Here is a 19984-nt window from a genome sequence, read left to right on the forward strand (position 1 = left end):
TCACACGGGCGCGCGCCGGTCCAAGGTCAGTGCAGGACGGCCCGACGCAACGCCAGCCCGATGCGACGCCAATGAAACCAGCGTGGTCCGGCGCGGATCAGTGCAACGACGGACTGTGCACAAGGAGAAGGAAACAACACATGGACTCATCGCGTAAGTCCACTCGGAAGAAGTGGATCGCGTCGATAGGTGCCGTGGTGGCGGCGGCGACGCTGCTCAGCGGAGGGGCGGTCACCGCCTCGGCCGCCGAGATCGCCCACCCCAACGCGGACGTGCAGTACCCGAAGTTCTACGGCTCCGACGACCCGATGCAGACGAAGGCCAACACCGTCGCCTACAACCCGACGCAGAGCTACCTGGCCCAGACGTTCGCCAAGGACCAGGCCGACGGCGCTGGCACCGACACCGACCACGACTTCTGGATCGACCGCATCCTCACCCGCACCGGCAACAAGCCGAACGGCTCGGACGGCAAGAACGACGCCGGCACCTACAAGTTCGAGGGCGCCGACAACAACAGCATCCTGTTCACCCGCGGCCGCGCCGCCTACATGTACACCCACACGCCGGGCCAGCTCGGCTTCGTGGGCGACGCCGCGTACTGGGACCAGACCGGCAAGAACGGCTTCACCGTCTCCATCGACGGCCAGAACCTCACCGAGGACGCCTCCCAGCGCAAGCAGACCCCGAGCTACTTCAAGACGGTGTTCACCAACGCCGACAAGTCGCTCGTCGTCACCGAGGTCAAGTACATCACCAACAACAACGTGATGGTCGCCAACCTCACCCTGAACAGCACCAAGGGCGGCGACTTCACGCTCACCGCCTCCTCCCCGTTCGTGACCACCGGCAACGACGGCGACACCGAACTCACCGGCCGCGTCAACGTCAAGAACAACCTGACCACCATCTACCCGCGCTTCTCCGGCAACGACTTCACCGTCAAGGGCGGCAAGCTGGTCAGCACCGTCAAGCTCGCGGCCGGCCAGCCGACGACCACCAAGCTCCAGCTCGGCCTGATCGCCAACGAGCTGCCGGACTCCACCACCGAGTACGAGGCCCGCTACAACGGCGACCTCAAGGACCCGGCGGCCTCCTACAAGGATTCCGTCACCACCTACAACAAGTGGTGGGTCGACAACTCCCCGTACGTCGACACCCCTGAGGACAACATCGACAAGACGGTCGTCTACCGCTGGTGGCTGAGCCGCTTCAACATGCTCGACGCGAACATGCCCGGCAACACCTTCCAGTACCCGACCTCCGTCGAGGGCGCGCTCGGCTACAACAACCAGATCGTGCTCACCTCCGGCATGTTCATGATGGACACCAAGTGGTTCCGCAACCCGGAGTACTCCTACGGCACGTGGCTCTCCGCCGGCGACACCGCCAAGAAGGGCAAGTCGGGGTACTACTACTACCACGACAACCCGGGCGATCCGGCCAACTGGAACCACTCCTACACGCAGTACATCACGCGCGCCGGCTGGGACGCCTACAAGGTGCACGGCGGCGGCGCCACCGTGGCCGAGAAGCTCGCCGACCAAGGCGCCGAGGACGTGCAGGGCCTGCTCAACTCGCAGACCGAGCCGGACAACAACGACAACCAGAACGCCAACAAGAACAGCCTGATCGACTGGTCCTGGTGGTCGATGACCGGCAACGACGCGGACGCGGTCTCCTTCTCCGAGCCCGGCCGCTCCGGCCAGCGCATGGACCGCGCCGACGGCTCCGCCAACCTGTGGGCCAACGCGAACGCGGCCGCCCAGGCCTACAAGGCCGCCGGCGACACCGCCAACGCCGAGAAGATGCAGAAGATCGCCGACGGCATCAAGTCCGACGTGCTCAACGACCTGTGGGACTCCTCCGACGACCTGATCAAGCACAAGTGGCTCAAGGACGGCGCCTTCGCCAAGTACAAGGAGATCAACAACTACTACCCGTACTCCGAGGGCCTGATGCCGACCGGCAACAGCGACTACAACAAGGCGCTGCGCCTGTTCGCCGACTCCGACGAGTTCCCGATCTTCCCGTTCTTCACCGCCAACCAGGCGGACAAGGCGGCCCTGAACTTCCCGGGCTCCAACAACTTCTCGATCATCAACGCCCAGCCGCTGCTGCAGGTCTACTCGGCCGGCATCCGCAACTATGACGCGGCCAAGAACGGCTACATCACCAACGAGCAGTTCAAGAAGCTGCTGTACTGGGTGGCGTTCTCCCACTACCAGGGCGGCAACAACGAGTACCCGGACCAGAACGAGTTCTGGAACGAGGACAACAACAACGTCGGCGACCTGAACGGCGACGGCAAGGTCAACAACCAGGACAAGAACCTTGACGCCGCGCAGAACGGCGGCAAGATCACCTACCGCTCCTGGATCCACCACACCCAGCTCGGCACCACGAACTGGACGATGGTCGAGGACGTGGCCGGCATGGTCCCGCGCGAGGACGACAAGATCGAGCTCGACCCGATCGAGATCCCCGGCTGGAACTACTTCACGGTGAACAACCTGAGCTACCACGGCAAGGACGTCTCCATCGTGTGGGACAAGGACGGCAGCCACTACGGCGGCCCCGCCGGCTACAGCCTGTACGTGGGCGGCAAGCTCGCGTTCACGTCCGACAAGCTCGCGCACCTCGTCTACGATCCGTCCACCGGCTCCGTCGAGGTCAAGGACAAGTCCGGCGCGAAGATCACCGGCGCGACCGGCTCCGACCTCAAGTCCGCTGACCAGATCACCTTCACCGCCGACCAGCGCGTGACCGATCTGTTCGCCAAGTCCGGCGCGAACGTCGACTCCGCCTCCAAGAGCCAGACCGACCTCGCCAAGGGCGCGGACGTGAAGGCCTCCTATGAGACCAACGGCTACCCGGCCACCAACGCGGTGGACGGCAAGAACGTGATGGAATCCTTCTGGGGCACCAAGGGCTCCCCGAACAAGAAGGACGACATCACCGTCACGTTCAAGCAGCAGCAGACGATCGACGACATCCGCCTGTACTTCTACCAGAGCTCCTCCAGCCAGACGATCTCCGGCTACGCCGAGCCCGCCAACTACAAGCTGGAGTACAGCGAGAACGGCACCGACTTCAAGCCGCTGACGAACCAGGTGCGCACGCCCGCCTACGCCGGCGCGAACTACAACCGCATCCAGTTTGACGCGGTGAACGCCAAGGCCATCCGCGTCACCTTCACCCCGCAGGCCGGCCAGGCCGTGGGCGTCAAGGAGCTCGAGGCCTACAGCACGGGCATCAAGGCGACCGGCACCGCCGGCAACCAGGCCCCGCAGGTCGACGCCTACGTCTCCACCAGCACCTCCTCCGGCGCGACCATCGTCGGCTCCGTGAAGGACGACGGCCTGCCGGCGGACGGCGACATCACCACCAAGTGGGAGCAGGTCTCCGGCCCCGAGGGCGGCGTGGCGAAGTTCGTGGATGATTCCGCGGCCAGCACCACCGTCACCTTCAACAAGGAGGGCGACTACGTCCTCAAGCTCACCGCCTCCGACGGCGAGCTGACCGGCGAGAAGCAGATCACCGTCCACGGCATCCCGTCCGACGGCACCTCGAACGTCGCGCCGCAGTCCACCGCCTCGGCGAGCTACACCAACGGCTACCAGCCGAAGGACAACGCGAAGAAGGTCATCGACGGCAAGGTCGTGTACACGAACACGCCGAACGAGACCTGGAACAACTGGGGCGACAACACCGGCGCCGAGCCGTGGCTGCAGCTTCAGTGGGCCGGCAAGGTCCCGCTGAAGAAGGCCAAGCTGTTCTTCTGGACCGATGGCGGCGGTGTGCCGATGGCCACCAGCTGGAAGCTCCAGTACGCCGACACCGACGGAAACTGGCAGGACGTGAAGCTGGCCAACGGCCAGAAGTACACGGTCAACCAGAACGAAGGCAACGAGGTGAAGTTCGCCGACACCGTCGAGACGGACAAGCTGCGCGTCGTCTTCCCGAAGGGCGCGGTCGTGGGCGTCTCCGAGTTCGAGGCCTACGCCGTCGACCCGCTGAGCGTCGACACGGTCAACCGTCTGGTCCAGACCGGCACCAAGGCCGCCGACCTCAAGCTGCCCTCCACCGTGAGCGCCGCCTACTCCGACGGCACCCGTCGTGACCTCGCCGTCACCTGGGGCAAGGTGACCGACGACCAGCTCGCCGCCGACAACGAGTTCGACGTCAAGGGCACCGTCGCCGGAGCGCTGAGCGGCACCACCGCCCACGTCGCCGCCCGTTCCGACACCGCCAACCAGACGGTGGGCGCCGCCCAGCCGGTCGAGCAGACCGTCTACCAGGGCGCCAAGTCCGTCGACCTGCCGACCACCGTGCCGGTCCGCTTCCCGAACGGCATGCTGAACGACGAGAAGGTCGAGTGGAACGCCGCCGACGTGAAGGCGATCGATCTGACGAAGATCGGCGACTACACGGTCTCCGGCACCGCCGACAAGTCCTCCGCCGACGCGAAGCTCACCGTCCACGTGGTCGCCGACCCGAACGGCTCCTCCACTCCGGAGCCGGAGCCCGAACCGGCCGACGGCTGGATCGAGAAGACCGCCTCGAAGACCTCCGTCTCCGCCGAGGCCAGCTGGTCCAAGGCCGAAGGCAAGCTCAACGACGGCGTCGTGGTGGACAAGACCTGGCCCACCACCGACGACCAGGACGTGAACGCCAAGGTCTGGGGCACCTGGGGCCAGGCGAAGGACGGCATGTACGCCGAGTACGACTTCGGCAAGTCCGTCACCGTCGACTCCAGCCGCGTCCAGTACTGGGCCAACTTCGCGAAGACCGACGACGCGAAGGGCGGCCTCGAGGTTCCGGACGCCTGGAAGATCCAGTACCTCGCCGAGGACGGCTCCTGGAAGGACGTCGCCCCGACGAAGGACGGCGACTACACGACCGTGCGCAACTCGCCGGCCGCCCTGGCCACCGAGAACGACGGCTGGAGCACCGTGACCTTCGCCCCGGTGAAGACCACCGCCCTGCGCCTCGTGCTCACCCCGCACACCGGCACCGGCACCTTCGGCACCGCCGTCGCCGAGTGGGGCGTGCACGCCGCCAAGGACGAGCCCGTCCAGCCGCAGGTGGACAAGTCCGAGCTGGAGGCCGCCCTCAAGGCCGCCGCCTCGCTCGACGAGTCCAAGTACACGGCCGAGGCGTGGGCCGACTTCCAGAAGGTCGTCGCCGCCGCCCAGAAGGTGTACGACGACGCGAACGCCACGCAGGACGAGGTCGACGCCGCGAAGGCCCAGCTCGAGGACGCCCAGAAGGTCCTCGCCTCCCACCCGGCGACCAAGCCCGACCAGCCCGATCAGCCTGGCAAGCCCGGCGAGACGACGGTGAACCGCAAGAACCTCGAGGCGTCCATCGCCCAGGCCGAGAAGGCCGACAAGGCGAAGTACACCGACGAGGCGTGGAACGCCCTGCAGCAGCAGCTCGCCAGCGCCAAGAAGGTCCTCGCGAACGACAAGGCCACCCAGGCCGAGATCGACGCCGCGCAGGACGCCTTGGACAAGGCCTACTGGAACACCAAGGCCGAGGAGAAGCCCGGCTCCTCCCAGCCCGGTGTGACCGATAAGGCCAACGGCGGCGTCACCGCCGCCACCGGCGCGGCCGTGTCGGCCATCGCCGTCGCCGCCGTGATGATGCTGGCCGCCGCCGGCATCGTCATCGCCCTCAAGCGCCGCGACACCGGCCGCTGACCTCCGTCGCGTCACCCGCGTGACGCCGGCAGGCGGCGACGCACGTGACGCGACGGACAGACCCCGCTGGGACGTGAGGCACCGGGAAACCGGTGACTCCGCCCCGGCGGGGTCGTCCCCTATCCGCGACAATCCGCGATAATCCACAGCGAACCGCGACGAACGCGGCAATCGGATATCATCGCAACTGTCCATCACACTCAGAGAAGAGCGACAACACATGAACGCACACAGCAATCGCCCATGGCGGTCGATCGCGGGAGGCATCGTGGCCGCGGCCACCCTGCTCGCCGGCGGCCTGATCGCCGCGCCCACGGCGCTCGCCGCGGACGCGCCCAGCGCCGACAACGCACCCAGCGTGGCCGGACACGCGTACGACGACCTGCCGACCAACAACCCGGACGTGACCGTCACGCAGATCGACAACAGCGCGCTGCCGAACTACATGCGCAACCCGATCGGCCAGAACGAGGGCGTCGACACCCCGAACGACCTCTCGCAGAACTACTACTCGGCCGACGCCGCCGCCCTCTCCTACGACGGCAAGCTGTTCGTGTTCACCGGACACGACGAGGCCGCCCCCGACTACGGCAGCTTCAACATGAAGGACTGGGGCGTCTACGTCACCGACCAGAACGGCCTCGACGCCGGCAAGTGGACGCACTACAAGACCGTCGCGAAGGCCGACCTGTTCAGCTGGGCGACCGGCGACGGCGCCTACGCCGGCCAGGTCGTCGCCGACGACAACGGCACCCCGGACGACAAGTCCGACGACTGGTTCTACTACTACATCCCGGTGAAGGACAAGGCCTCCGAGGCGGCCGGACTCGACCCGTTCGCCATCGGCGTCGCCAAGTCAAAGAGCCCGCTCGGCCCGTGGAAGGACGCCATCGGCAAGCCGCTGCTCACCACCTCCCAGACGAAGATCGAAACCATCGACCCGGCGTTCTTCGTCGACAATGACGGCACCGGCTACCTGCACTTCGGCACGTTCGGCACCCAGCTCGCCATCAAGATGAAGAAGGACGCCTCCACCGGCCGCACCTCCTACACCGAGGTCGAAACCAAGGACGACGGCACCCCGAACCTGCACACGATGAAGGACGCCGAGACCGGCGCGAACGGCCCGAAGGGCTTCTTCGAGGCCGCATGGGTGTTCCATAAGGGCGACACCTACTACAACGTGTACGACGGCGGCAAGCCCGGCTCCGGCGCGGCCACCTGCGTGGAATCCAACTACCAGGCGTGCGTCCAGTACTCCACCTCCAGCAGCCCGCTCGGCCCGTGGACGTACCAGGGCGTGCTCGTGCCGTCCGGCTCCGCCACCACGATGCACCCGTCCGTGCTCCAGTTCGGCGACAAGTGGTACGTCACCTACCACACCGGTGACAAGGCCGGCGGCACCGACTTCCGCCGCGCGGTGAGCATCGACGAGGTCACGTGGAAGGACGGCAAGATGACCTCCACCGCGCACCCGACCAAGGCCGAGAAGACCCAGCCGAGCCGCAACGTCGCCCCCTACGCGAAGGTGAGCGCCACGTTCACCGAGACGCCCGCCTACAAGGGCTCCGTCAACGACGGCCGCGTGCTCGTCGCCGCCGTCGTGCCGCCGGACCATTGGACCAACTACCGTTCGATCCCGCAGCCGCAGTCCGGCGACTCGCTGATCTACCAGTGGGACGGCTCCGTGCGCGTCTCCTCCTCCAAGGTCTGGTTCGACGTGGACTCCAACGCCCTGCGCACGCCCGGCTCCTGGAAGATCCAGTACCTCGACGCCGACGGCACGTGGAAGGACGTCACCAATCCGAGCGCCTACACGACGACCACCGGCAAGGACCATCCGAACACCGTCACGTTCGACGCCGTGACCACCACCGCGCTGAAGCTCGATCTGACCGGTCAGGCCGTGGACGGCGGCTACGCGTCCGTGGCCGTGCCCGAGTGGGAGGTCGACTCCGCCGATGAGTCGCCCGTCATCGCCGCGCCCGCCGGCGTGACCACCGGCACCGGCGTCGCGCCGCAACTGCCCGCCACCGTCGACGTGACGTACGGCGGCAAGACCGTCGCCTCCCCGGTGATCTGGCGTCCGGTCGACGCCGCCTCCTACGCGAAGGCCGGCACGTTCAAAGCCTACGGCGTCGTCTCCGGCGTTCCCGGCGAGGCGAGCGTGAACGGCAACGTCGCGGTGGACGTCACCGTCAAGGACGGCTACAAGCCCGCCGCCGACACGACCAAGCCGACCGTGAAGGTCTCGCTCGCCGCCAACGCCGGCAACGGCACGTGGCTCACCACCGCGCCGTTCGCTGCCGTCCAGGCCTCGGACGATTCGGGTCTGCCGGCCGCCAAGCTGGAGATCTCCACCGACAAGGGCGCGAACTGGAAGACGGTCGCCTCGAACGCGAACGCCGCGGTCCAGACGATCGCCACGCAGGGCGACGTCGAGGTGTGGGCGCGCGCGACCGACGCCGCCGGCAACGTGTCCGACGTCGCGAAGGCCTCCGGCAAGGTCGATTCCGCCGCGCCGAAGGTCACCGCCACGGTGGACAAGGCGAAGCGCACGGTCGCGCTCAAGGCCGACGACGGCACCGGTTCCGGCGTCGCCTTAATCGAATACCGCATCGGCAAGGACGGCGAGTGGACCGCGTACAAGGACGGCGAGGCGATCGCCGCGCTGAGCAGCTCGCGCACGACCGTGTACTACCGTGCGACCGACAAGGCCGGCAACGTGTCCGCCGCCGGTTCCGCCGACATCCCGTCCGACACGTCCGTGCCGCTGATCGGCTACATCGAGAAGGACGCGGTCGGCACCGACGTGGACAAGAAGGCGTCGAGCTGGACGAAGGGCGTGGCCGCGCTCAACGACGGCAAGATCATCCCGGACGCGACCAACGCGAACGAGGACATCTGGGGCACCTGGCCGAACACCGGCGAGATGCGCCTCGACTACGAGTGGGACCGCGAGGTCACCATCGACTCGAGCCGCGTGCAGTTCACCTCCGATGACGGCGGCCTCGGCATCCCCGCCTCGTGGAAGCTCCAGTACTGGGATTCCGCCGCGGGCGACGGCGCCGGCGCGTTCGTCGACATTCCGGACGCCACGTACACGGTGACCGCCAACTCGCCGTCCAAGGGCTGGGCCACCGGCGACGCCAAGGGCTGGAGCGACGCGACGTGGAAGACTCCGGTGAAGACGACCAAGCTGCGCATGGTCATCACCTCCGGTTCCGCCTCCCCCGCCGCCGTCGAATGGCAGGTCCACGCGCCCGAATCCGTCACCCCGGAGCCTCCGGCTGCGGACAAGACCGCGCTGAAGACCGCGCTCGACAAGGCCGCCGCGCTCAAGGAGAAGGATTACACCACCGACTCCTGGAAGGCGTTCCAGAAGGTCGTCGCCTCCGCGAAGGCCGTGTATGACAACGACAAGGCCACGCAGGACGAGGTCTCCGCCGCGGCTTCCGCGCTGAACACGGCACTGACCGACGGCACGCTCGTTAAGGCCACGCCGGAGAACACGCCCGCCACCAAGGAGCAGCGCGACGAGCTCGCCGACGCCGCCGCCAAGGCGACGGACGGCCGCAAGCAGGGCGACTACACGAAGGAATCGTGGGATCTGCTGCTCGCCGCGATCGACGCCGCCGAGGACGTCGCGAAGAATCCGAACGCCACCCAGGCGGACGTGGCCAACGCGACCCGCGCCCTCAACGAGGCGATCGCCGGACTCGTCGCCAAGCCGGGCGAGCCGGACAAGCCCGGTACGGGCGACGGCGATGGCTCGGGTGATAACTCGGGCAACGCCGGTACGGGCAATGGCGTGAATGCACAGAAGCCCGGCCAGAACGCCCAGAAGCCCGGCGCCTCGAACGCCGGCAAGCTGAGCTCCACCGGCTCCACGGTGACCACGGTCGCCGCCGCAGCCGCCGTGATGCTGGCCGCCGCCGGCACGGTTCTGGTCCTCCGCCGCAAGACCCGCGACTGAGCATCTGAGCGACTGAGTTCACCACACAGTAGAGGTCCCTCGCACCGGGTTGGCGCGAGGGACCTCATCATATTCCGACCCCGCTGCCCCTTAGGGGCTAGGCGACACAAGTCTGCATCTATCTCTTGGCCCCCTCTGACGAGGGGGCTGTCCGCGAAGCGGACTGGGGGAGAGACCTATGCACAGAGAGCAACCGAGCACACCACTTGCCCCTCAACATCAAAACACCGTCCTCCATCGTCGAGGGACAACAATCCTCGCAATTCCTTGCCCCTCGACGTCTTATCCCCGCATTTCTCCATCGAGGGGCAAGCCCCTTGCCCCTCAACCCGGTTACAACGATTGACACCCATCGAGGGACACAAAGCCGAATCCCAAAACCATTGAAATTCCGCCATTCCCCAACCAGACCCCCAAATCACCCAACACACCCGCCTGCCCCTCGACGCAAAACAACACCGTTCCCACGTCGAGGGACAACCCCACCGACAAATTGCCGGCGATTGATGAACAACAGCATCGACTCCGACATGCCCGAACCCGGCAGGGTCTCTTCCCCACCCGACTGCGCCGGCGAGTCCGACGTCCGCCGTTCGCCGTTCGCCGTGCGGCAGCCAGCGCGCTTAGGCGCGGGGAGCGGCGGCGGAGTCGCGGATGACGAGTTCGCCTTGCAGCTCGACGAAGCGGGCGGGGAGCTCCTCACCGTTCTCGCGCGCGTCGATGCGCGAGAGCAGCAGCTGCACGGCCTTACGGCCTGCCGCGGGGAAATCCTGCCGATAGGTGGTCACCGGAGGCGTCCACACGCAGGAGAGCGGATGGTCGTCGAAGCCGACGACGCTGATGTCGCCGGGCACCGACTTGCCTTCGTCCTCGAGCCCGCGGATCAGGCCCATCGCAATCTCGTCGTTGCCGGCGAACACGGCGGTAAGCCCGTCGATATGCGCCACACGGTGACCGAGCTCGCGCGCGTCGGCCGGATCCCACGAGCAGTGCATCATGTCCGGAATCGGCTTGTCGTTGGCGCGCAGTTCGGCCTCCCAGCCGGCGGTACGGCTGTAGCCGCCGCCACCGCCCGGGATCGTCACATGGAAGACGTTGCGATGGCCGAGCGACAGCAGATATCGCGTAATCTCCCGACCGGATTGGTTCTCGCGCAGATCCACCTGATCGAGATCCGGCTCGCGGTCGCCGGCGATGACCACCTTCGTGATCGTGTCCGGCAGCAGCTGCAATGCCTGTGCGGCGAGCGCATCGTATTTGAGCACGATCACGCCGCTCGGATTCTGGTCCGTGACCATCGTGACCGCGGTGCGCAGCGCTTCGGTCGATTCGTCGGCGAGCTTCGAGATGCTCACCGGATAGTTGTGCGTGCGGGCTTCGTCCTCGATGCCCTGAATCGTCATCGCCGAACCGTACAGCGTGGTATCGCTGGTGAGCACGACGATCGACTTCATCGCCGAGTTGACGAGTCCGCGGGCGACGCGGCTCGGATGGTAGTCGAGCAGTTTGATGGCGTGCGCGATACGCTCCCGGCTTTCGGCGCTGATGCGGGGAGAATCGTTGAGATACCGGGACACCGTGGACACCGACACATTGGCGAGCGCGGCGACGTCCTTGATCACCGGCGCGCGCTTTTCCTTGGGTCTTGGCATGTGAACCTGTCTATCTTCCATCGCGCCCAGTATAGGCGATGCGCGGCGTCGCGCATGAATCGCATGGACCGGGCGGGATGGAGGTCGTTGGAGAGGGTGAACGCCCCGCCCCCGGCAGGCGAAGGAGGAGGACCATGCGGGGTCGGGGCGTTCGGGAATGGAGGAGGAGAGAATCGTGGGTGGCTGGCGGAAACTACCCCTCAGTCGCCTTCGGCGCCAGCTCCCCTGGCAAGGAGAGCCAAGGGGTGAGGCTGTTCACTTCACGGCGCCGGTCAGCAATTACGGACTCGCCTGAGGCGAGGCTCATCGTTGCCTCGCGGCTGTCGCCGCTCGGCGGCGCCTGTAGACAGCGCACCGCGCTGTTTACTTCACGGCGCCGCCAGTGATACCCGAGATGATCTTGCGCTGGCCGATGATGAAGACGATCAGGAGCGGGAGGGTCATCAGGATGATGTAGGCGAAGATGAGGTGCCAGTTGTTGAGGTACAGGCCCGCGCTCGCCACGTTGTAGAGGTTGAGCGGCAGGGTGCTCATCTTGCCGGACAGGATGAACAGCGAGTAGAAGATGTCGTTCCAGATGTACAGCACCACGAGGATCGTCGAGGAAGCGAGCGTCGGGGCGAGCAGCGGGAAGATGATCGTGAAGAAGATCCTCATCGGGCTGGCACCGTCGATACGGGCCGCCTCTTCGAGGGACGGCGGGATCGTGCGGATGAAGCCGGTGATGAAGAAGATCACGACGGACAGGTAGATGCCGATGTACACGCAGTTCATACCGATGGCGGTGCCGGACAGGCCGATCATCTTGAGCAGCATCATGATGGTCACGACGGACGGCGGCAGGATGACGCCGGAGATGAACAGCGCGTAGAGCATGGCCACGCCCTTGGAGGTGCGGCGGCCGAAGATCCATGCGGCCATCGAACCGAAGAGGAGGCAGATGCACACGCTGGGCACGGTGACGAGCAGGGAGCCGATGAGCGCGGGGAACACCTTGCCCTGCACGATGACGGTCTGGATGTTCTCGATGAGGTGCCACTTGCTCGGCAATGCCATGCTGGGCACGACGGCCTCGGCCTGGGTCTTGCCGGCGGTGACGATGAGGATCCAGAACGGCACGGCGAGGAACACGAGCATAAGCAGGATGACGATGGCGGCGTGGATGATGCCGCCGGCCTTCGACTTCTTGCGCACGACGGTGAGGCTGTTGGTCTTGACGCCGGATTCGCTGTAGGATGCGCTACTCATAGGATCTTCTCCTCACGCTTACGCAGGTAGATGACGAGCGGGATGGCGATGACCATCACCATGATGAAGAGCACGAGGCTCATCGTGGTCGACTGGGAGTACAGGCCCTTGCCGAACGTACGCCAGATGAACAGGTTCAGGATCTCGGTGGAGCCGCCGGGGCCGCCGTTGGTGGTGGCCTGGACGATGTCGAAGGAGTTCATGGAGCCGAGCAACGCGGTCGCAACGTTGAAGGTGACGGCCGGGGCGACCAGCGGGAACTTGACCTGCCAGAAGGTCTGCCACGCGTTGGCGCCGTCGATGGAGGCCGCTTCGAGCACTTCGGAGTCGATGGTCTTGAGACCGGCGAGGTAGGTGAGCATCGCGAAGCCCATCCACTTCCATGCGTGGATGATGGTGACGATCACGATGGTCCACGTGGTCGAGCCGAGCCATTGGATGGCGACGGTGTGGCCGGCGAAGAAGCTCAGGATCTGATTGACGACGCCGTCGGTCTTGAGGACGGCCTGCCAGATGTAGCCGGCACCGAGGGCGGACATAATCACGGGGATGAAGAACATGGTGCGGGCGAAGCGGTTGAGGCGCGTGTCCTTTTCGAGGAGCACGGCGAGCGCCAGGCCGAAGACGTTCTGGAAGAAGGCCACGAGGACCGCGTAGATGAGGGTGACCTTGATGTCGGCCATCAGGGTGCCGCTCTCGAAGAGCTGCTTGAGGTTGTCGAGACCGTTGAAGTCGATGGTCTTCTTGAACGCGGACCAGTCGGTGAACGCGTAGATGAAGTTCATTACCGTGGGCAGGAAGAAGAACACCAGCAGCATGACGCCCGCGGGAACGATGTAGCGCAACGGGTAGTTCTTGCGCTCCAGAGTCCGCGTGCCCTTGACCGGGGCGGACTTCGAGACGTGTGTCGTCGTCATCAGATTCGTTTCCTTATGTATGTGTGTTGCGGCATCCCGGCCGGGGACCGGAGGCGGTGCGGGCCGCGCTCCGGAAGGCCCCGGCCGGATGCCTGTGGAAGATGGAACCTAGCGGGTTCCGGTCAGATCAGAATCCCTTGACGCCCTGGGCCTTGGCGATCTGGGCGAACTGATCCTGGGTGGTCTTCGCGACCTGCTCCGGGGTCTGGGTGCCGTTGACCATGTTGGCGAGGTTCAGGTAGAGATCCGGGTTGGCGACGGCCTGGGACTGCATGGAACCGACGGAGTCCTTGAGGGCGGCGAAGGCGTCAAGCTGGGCCTGCGGCACGGTGTCCGGGGTCTTGACGTCCTTGAGGATGGAGACGAGGTTCTGGTCCTTGATGAAGGTCTCGTACTCGGAGCCGAGCCAGAAGCGGATGAACTGGCGGGTCGCGGCCTCACGCTGGGAGTCGCCGGTCTTGAACGCGACGACCGAGTTGCCCTGCTGCGGGATGGACGTGCCGATGTTGCCTTCCTTGGAGATCGGGAAGAAGCCGATGGTGTCGTCCAGCTTGGTCTTGTCGTTGTCGGCGAGGGCGGAGATGGCGTTGAACATCGAGTTGGTCTGAATGATCATGCCGGTCTTGCCGTCGAGCAAGGCCTGGGCCTGGTCGGTGTCCTTCGCGGAGCCGGCGTCCTTGTTGTACAGGCCGTCGTCGAGCATCTGCTTGTACTCCTTGATGGCGCCGAGGATGTCCTTGCCCTGGAAGCTGTCCTTGTTGGAGTTGACCTTGTCCCACAGGCCGGCCTTGGCGGCTTCGGCGAGCTGGACCTGCACGGCCCACTGGGTGCCCCACTGGGAGCCGGCCATCTCGAAGAGCGCGGAGTCGGCGGCGCCGGAGCTCTTGATCTTGTTGGCGGCGGCGATGAACTCGTCCCAGTTCTTCGGGGTCTCGGTGATGCCGGCCTTCTCGAAGACCTGCTTGTTGTACCACACGCCTTCGGTGTCCGGGGCGGAGACGAGGGCGCCGTAGTAGGTGCCCTGGTACTTGCCGCCGGCGTCGGCGATGCCGTCCGCGTAGTTCTTCAGCCACGGGGCGTTGTCGAGCTTCTGCAGCTTGTCCTGGGCGACGAAGCCGGCCAGCGTGGACGGCACGGCCTGCCAGAACATGAGATCCGGGGAGTCGCCGGTGGTGATCTTGGTCTGCACGTTGGACTCGTAGTTGTCCGGGATGGTCTGCAGATCGATGGTGGCGCCGGTCTTGGATTCGAAGTCCTTGATGACCTTGACCGGGATCTTGTTCGAGTTCTGGGCGGCCCAGAACGTGAGCTTGACGCCGTCGAGCTTGGTGTCTTCGGCCGGCCAGTAGTCGGCGGAGGAGGTGTCGACGTTGTCGTCGCCACCTGCGGCGGCGGGGTTGCCGCAGCCCGCGAACATCATGCCCATGGCGGCGACGCCCGCGATGATGGCGGTCGCTTTCTTCCAGTTCCTCATCATTGAGCCTTTCCTTATGCCTGATGTGAATCCTCGACCCGCCCTCCAACGGGACGAATCCATCGGTTGGTTGGCGGGATCCGGCACCCATCACTGCGATGCCGTGACCTCGGAAGTTCCGATAGCTGCAATTGTAAGTGGAATCGATTCCATGTCAACCACTCATGGAGTGTCGCAGAATGATAACGTTTGCCTGAAACCGATAACGTAGAACGTTGCACTCGCTGATTTATCAGCGTTTTCCGCCACATGTCACACCCACGAAACCTACCAAACTCCGCATCTACGATTTTGTGGTACCGATTCCACGTTGTATCCTCGTTGGTATCGATTCCCACGCAGGCGCGGCGCGTCCGGACCGCATCCGGCCCGCCCCTCGCGCGCACGCGGTCGAACACAGTCGAACCACTGCTCCACCCAGATACATCGAGGTATGCCATGCACATGAACGCCGTGACCATCACCCAACCGAAACCTTCCGGACAGCTTTCCGAACGGCCTTCCGGAACGCCTTCCGCAGCGGACGGCCGCATCGTCCGTCTCACCATGGGGTTCGTCGACGGCAGGCTCCCCCACGTCGTCGCCATCACCCGCACGGATGCATCGCACGCCACGCACGCACACCACGGCACCCACGCGGCCCACACCGCGGACGACCGCCACACCGCGGAACCCGCGTTCCCGGATGTCGATCCGCAATTCCCACAGACACTCGACGCTGGACTGTCCATCGGCGAGTCCCCCACCCTGCTGCCCACGCAAGCGGAAGGATGGACCGGAACGCCCGCCATCCAGGTATCCCGCGACGGAGTGGAGGTCTTCCCGCGCCTGATTGTCGACGAAACGCACCATGACGACCATTCGATCGGCTTCACCGCGACGGACGGCGCGGCGGGCCTCGCCCTCGCCGCGACCGTCGCGATCGGCGACGAAGGCCTCGTCCGCGTCGACGCGTCGCTCACGAACACCGGGCGCACGCCGCTCGTCGTCTCGCGGCTCACGCCCGTGATTCCCCTGCCGCCGCAGGTCGGCGAGGTCGAGACCTGCACCGGCCATCATCTGCGCGAACGCGCGTTCCAGCGTCAGCCGTTCACCGAGGGACTGTTCGCGAAGAACGCGCGCATGGGCCGCCCCGACTTCAACGCGGCCACCCTGCTGAGCGCCGGTGTGCCCGGCTTCGGCTTCGAGCACGGACTCGTCTTCTCGGCGCATGTCGCGTTCAGCGGGAACAGCACCGTCTTCGCCGAACGCACGCCGTACACGCACGGCGTGATCGGCGGTGGCGAACTCCCCTACGCCGGCGAGATCACGCTCGCGCCGGGTGGGACCTACCGCGCGCCCCGGCTGCTCGTCGGCGCGGGCGATGGCCTCAACGAGGTCGCCTCGCGCTTCCACGCCTACCTGCGCGGCTTCCACCCGGAACTCGCCGACCCCGCCCGGCCGCGCCCGGTCACGCTCAACACGTGGGAGGCGATGTATTTCGCACAAAGCGAGGAGAAGGTCATCGCCCTCGCCGAACGTGCGGCGCAGGTGGGCATCGAACGGTTCGTCATCGACGACGGCTGGTTCACCGGCCGTCGCGACGATACGAAGGGACTCGGCGACTGGCAGGTGGACAAGGACCTGTGGCCGCGGGGGTTGACCGCCGTCGCGGACCGCGTGCACGCGCTTGGCATGGAGTTCGGCCTGTGGTTCGAACCGGAGATGATCAGTCCCGATTCCAACGTCGCGCGCGAACACCCCGATTGGATGCTCGCACCGAACGCCGAACGGTTGCCGGTCGAGGCGCGCAGCCAGCAGGTCATCGATCTGACGAATCCCGAGGCCGCGCGGTATGTGGAATCGGCGATCGACACGCTCGTCTCCGCCTACCACATCGACTACATCAAGTGGGACCACAACCGCTTCCTCACCGAACCCCTCTCCCCTGCGTCCGGCCGTCCGGCCGTGCATGAGCAGACCGAGGCGTTCTATGCGATCGTCGATCATCTGCGCGCCCGTCACCCCGGTCTCGAGATCGAATCCTGCTCGTCGGGCGGCGGACGCATCGACGCGGGCGTGCTGGAACGCTGCTCGCGCGTGTGGGCGTCCGACTGCACGGACCCGGTGGAGCGCGCGGACATCCAGCGCGGCACGTCGCTCATCGTGCCGCCGGAGATGATCGGCGAGCACATCTCCGAATCCCCGAACCATGCGACCCGTCGCGCCACGTCGCTCACCATGCGTGCGGCGATGGCGTTCTTCGGCCATCTCGGCATCGAATGGAACATCATGAAGCTGGACGACGCGGGTCTCGCGAGCCTCAGGCGCTGGATCGACCTGTACAAGGCGCGTCGCGCGGCGATCCCGCAGGGCGTGCTCGTGCACGCGGACACGACCGACCCGGCCGTGCGCATCGACGGCCTCGTCGCCCCCGACCGTTCGCACGCGGTCTACCGGTTCGCCGCCATCGCCACGTCGCGCGAATACCCGTATGGGCTCACGCGCTTCCCCGGATTGGACGAGTCGGCCACCTACCAGGTGCGCCCGCTCGGTGGCGTCGCATTGTACGAAAGCGAGACGAGCCCGAACTGCCGCACCGCGCTCGACTGGTGGAGCGACGACGGCATCGTCGTCGACGGCGCGACGCTCGCCCAGTGGGGCATCCGCCTGCCGCAGCTCGCCCCCGAACACGCCCTCCTCATCGAGCTCATCCGCAGCTGAGGGGTAGACCACTCATCACACGCAACAGGGCCCGTATTCCGGTTCACATGGAATGCGGGCCCCGCCCGTTTTCAGCGAAAACCGAGACTCACGCCGCGTCGAACGCGAACGTACGCGAGACATACCCGCCGCCCGCGGGCACCGTCACGACGGCTTCGCCGCGTGCGCCGTCCCACGCGACCGGCCACTCGGCGAACCCGTCGCCGACCGGCAGCAACGCGCGCACGCCCACGTCGGCGCGTCCGGTCAGGTGCGGCAGGGCGAGCGTCACGTCGCCGCCTTCGCCGTCGCGCGACCAGACGGTCACGAACGTGCGTTCCGGCGTCTTCAGCCCCAGCGCGACGACCGTGTCGTCCCACTTCGGCAGGCCGAGCGGCCAGAACGGCACCGACGTGCCGATGACCGGCTGGATCTCGCGCTTGTACGCGTCGATGGCCCGCGCGATCAGCGTGCGCTGGCCGTCGCTCATCCGGTTGACGTAGCCGGAGAGGAAGAAGCGGCCGAGGAACGTCGTGTTGAGGTTGAACGCGAACGTCTCCGGATCGTCCTTCGCGTTCGGGTACGCCCAGTTGCCGGCCTGTTCGGGGGTCATGAGCATCGGCGCGGCGGCGGCGATCGTCGGGTAGAGGCGGAAATCCTGCTGGTCGGAGGTGGACTGCACCTGGAAACGGGAGGTCTGCGCGAAGTCCATGCGCATGCCGCCGGACGAGCAGTTCTCGATGATGAGCTCAGGGTGGCGCGCGTGCAGGCCCTCCACCCACGCGCAGTACGCGCGATTGTGCCCCAGCAGGCCGTCGCCGGCGCTGTCGGCGTCGTAATCGGTGCCCGCATCGGGCGAGACGTTGTAGTCGAACTTGAAGTAGCCGACGCCATAGTCATTCACGAGACGGTCGACCGTGTCGTCGAGGTGCCGACGCGCGTCCGGATCGCGCAAGTCGAGCAGATAGCGTTCCTGTTCGACCACGCGGCGGCCGTGGCGGTGGAAGAATGCGGATTCGGGCAGCGTCACGGCCATCGGCGATTTGACGCCGATCACCTCGGGCTCAAGCCAGAGTCCGGCGATCATGCCCGCGTCGCGGATCGCGTCGACGACTTCGGTGATGCCGTTCGGGAAGCGCTTCCTCGACGGCAACCATTCGCCGACGGACGGCCACCAGTCGCCGGTGTCGTCATACCAGCCGGCGTCGATGCAAAAGATCTCGGCGCCGACTTCGGCCGCGCCTTTGACGAGCGGCAGCAGTTTGGCGGTCGTCGGGTCGCCGTTGATCGTGTTCATGTAGTCGTTGAAAATGACGCGCGGGCGGGCGTCGTCCGCCTTCTCGATGCGCATCGCGCGACGGTAGGCGGTCACGTTGGCGGTCGCGCCGTCGAAGTCGGGGGCGAGGGTGACGGATGCGGGCACGGTGGTGAACGATTCGCCGGGTTCAAGGCGTTTCACCCAGTCGTGGTCGACGTCCGTCGGTCCGGACAGGGCGATATAGCCGTCCTCGGTGTCGCGCGCGACCTCCCAGCGCCATGCCGCGTCGTGTTCGATCTGGAACAGCCAGGTGAGTCCCAGCTCGCGCGAGTCGAGCAGGGCGAGCGGCGTGTGCTTGCCGGTGGACCAGGTGCCGGTGCTGACGACGGCGTGCTCGCCGCGCGGATTATGACCGGTCATCTGCTGGTTGAGGCGCGGGAACAGGTCGCGGGTGGCGGTGGCGTGCCAGCGCCCTTCGCCCAGCCATTCGTTCTCGCCTTCGATGAGCGTCCACGCGTCGCAGTCGGCTGCCTTGCCGTCAGGCGCGCCGAACGCAGACACCCAGCTCGTCACCGATTCGAGCACGACCGCGCCGTCTTCGCCGAGCGCCGGCGAGTCGGCGTCGGTCGCGTCGCCGTCGGTCGTGACGGTCACCGACGTGCGGAACATCGGCACGCCGTCCGGCAGATCGTAGTGGACGGTTGCGGTGAGCCCCAGCGCGGCGTCGGCGAGGGTCACGTCGAGATGGTCGCCGTGCGCGTCGCGCGTGGCGGCGTGGCTCACGTAGCGCAGCGCGCGCCCGATATCGGTGTGGGCGAGACGGTCGTTTGCGAGCCAGTGCCCGGTGCCCGTTGCCAGGATCTCCACCAGCGGCAGGCGGTGGTCGAAGCGGACATCCACGGCGTCCGTGCGCAGTCCGGCGACGGCCACAGGCTCGTCGTCGGACCATGCGAAGGTCAGGGACAGGGCCGTACCGCCCCAAGTGAAGGTCGACATGTCACTCCTTAGCGTTTGCGCCCGTCGACGCCCGCCTGCGTCATCGCCGCAGCGGGACCGCCACACGGTCTGTCGC

Annotated in this window: 8 protein-coding genes; 3 read left to right on the top strand and 5 right to left on the bottom strand. The window is 66.3% G+C overall.

Annotation, left to right across the window (positions count from 1 at the left end):
- Positions 1 to 140: 140 nt before the first annotated feature.
- Both hypBA2 and AC1AYX_RS05915 read left to right on the top strand, forming a co-directional pair.
- Positions 141 to 5705 (top strand): beta-L-arabinobiosidase HypBA2, encoded by a 5565-nt coding sequence (hypBA2, locus tag AC1AYX_RS05910; RefSeq protein ID WP_476502645.1) that lies wholly within the window; start codon positions 141 to 143, stop codon positions 5703 to 5705.
- Positions 5706 to 5925: 220 nt separating this feature from the next.
- Positions 5926 to 9681 (top strand): family 43 glycosylhydrolase, encoded by a 3756-nt coding sequence (locus AC1AYX_RS05915; protein ID WP_476502646.1) that lies wholly within the window; start codon positions 5926 to 5928, stop codon positions 9679 to 9681.
- A gap of 623 nt (positions 9682 to 10304) precedes the next feature.
- Here the strand turns inward: AC1AYX_RS05915 and AC1AYX_RS05920 are convergent.
- The 4 genes from AC1AYX_RS05920 to AC1AYX_RS05935 form a co-directional block, all read right to left on the bottom strand.
- On the bottom strand, positions 10305 to 11303 hold the full coding sequence (locus tag AC1AYX_RS05920) for a LacI family DNA-binding transcriptional regulator (RefSeq protein ID WP_476502647.1): 999 nt from the start codon (positions 11301 to 11303) through the stop codon (positions 10305 to 10307).
- A 393-nt stretch (positions 11304 to 11696) separates the two neighbouring features.
- Positions 11697 to 12581, bottom strand: coding sequence for a carbohydrate ABC transporter permease (locus AC1AYX_RS05925; protein WP_476502648.1), 885 nt, complete (start codon positions 12579 to 12581; stop codon positions 11697 to 11699).
- A complete protein-coding gene (locus tag AC1AYX_RS05930) occupies positions 12578 to 13498 on the bottom strand; it encodes a carbohydrate ABC transporter permease (protein ID WP_476502649.1) in 921 nt (306 codons plus the stop codon). The genes AC1AYX_RS05925 and AC1AYX_RS05930 overlap by 4 nt, the downstream gene beginning before the upstream one ends.
- Positions 13499 to 13625: 127 nt before the next feature.
- On the bottom strand, positions 13626 to 14975 hold the full coding sequence (locus AC1AYX_RS05935; protein WP_476502650.1) for an ABC transporter substrate-binding protein: 1350 nt from the start codon (positions 14973 to 14975) through the stop codon (positions 13626 to 13628).
- 435 nt (positions 14976 to 15410) lie between these two features.
- Between AC1AYX_RS05935 and AC1AYX_RS05940 the strand changes: the two genes are divergently transcribed.
- On the top strand, positions 15411 to 17675 hold the full coding sequence (locus AC1AYX_RS05940; RefSeq protein WP_476502651.1) for an alpha-galactosidase: 2265 nt from the start codon (positions 15411 to 15413) through the stop codon (positions 17673 to 17675).
- Between the two features lie 88 nt (positions 17676 to 17763).
- Here AC1AYX_RS05940 and AC1AYX_RS05945 read toward each other — a convergent pair whose 3' ends face one another.
- Complete coding sequence (locus tag AC1AYX_RS05945; protein WP_476502652.1) at positions 17764 to 19908, bottom strand: glycoside hydrolase family 36 protein; 2145 nt, start codon at positions 19906 to 19908, stop codon at positions 17764 to 17766.
- Positions 19909 to 19984 lie beyond the last annotated feature (76 nt).

This window comes from Bifidobacterium sp. LH_419 (assembly GCF_056356955.1).

Coding starts and splice junctions, on each gene's coding strand:
- hypBA2 (WP_476502645.1), top strand. CDS start 141: ATGGACTCATCGCGTAAGTCCACTCGGAAGAAGTGGATCGCGTCGATA.
- AC1AYX_RS05915 (WP_476502646.1), top strand. CDS start 5,926: ATGAACGCACACAGCAATCGCCCATGGCGGTCGATCGCGGGAGGCATC.
- AC1AYX_RS05925 (WP_476502648.1), bottom strand. CDS start 12,581: ATGAGTAGCGCATCCTACAGCGAATCCGGCGTCAAGACCAACAGCCTC.
- AC1AYX_RS05930 (WP_476502649.1), bottom strand. CDS start 13,498: ATGACGACGACACACGTCTCGAAGTCCGCCCCGGTCAAGGGCACGCGG.
- AC1AYX_RS05935 (WP_476502650.1), bottom strand. CDS start 14,975: ATGATGAGGAACTGGAAGAAAGCGACCGCCATCATCGCGGGCGTCGCC.
- AC1AYX_RS05940 (WP_476502651.1), top strand. CDS start 15,411: ATGCACATGAACGCCGTGACCATCACCCAACCGAAACCTTCCGGACAG.
- AC1AYX_RS05945 (WP_476502652.1), bottom strand. CDS start 19,908: ATGTCGACCTTCACTTGGGGCGGTACGGCCCTGTCCCTGACCTTCGCA.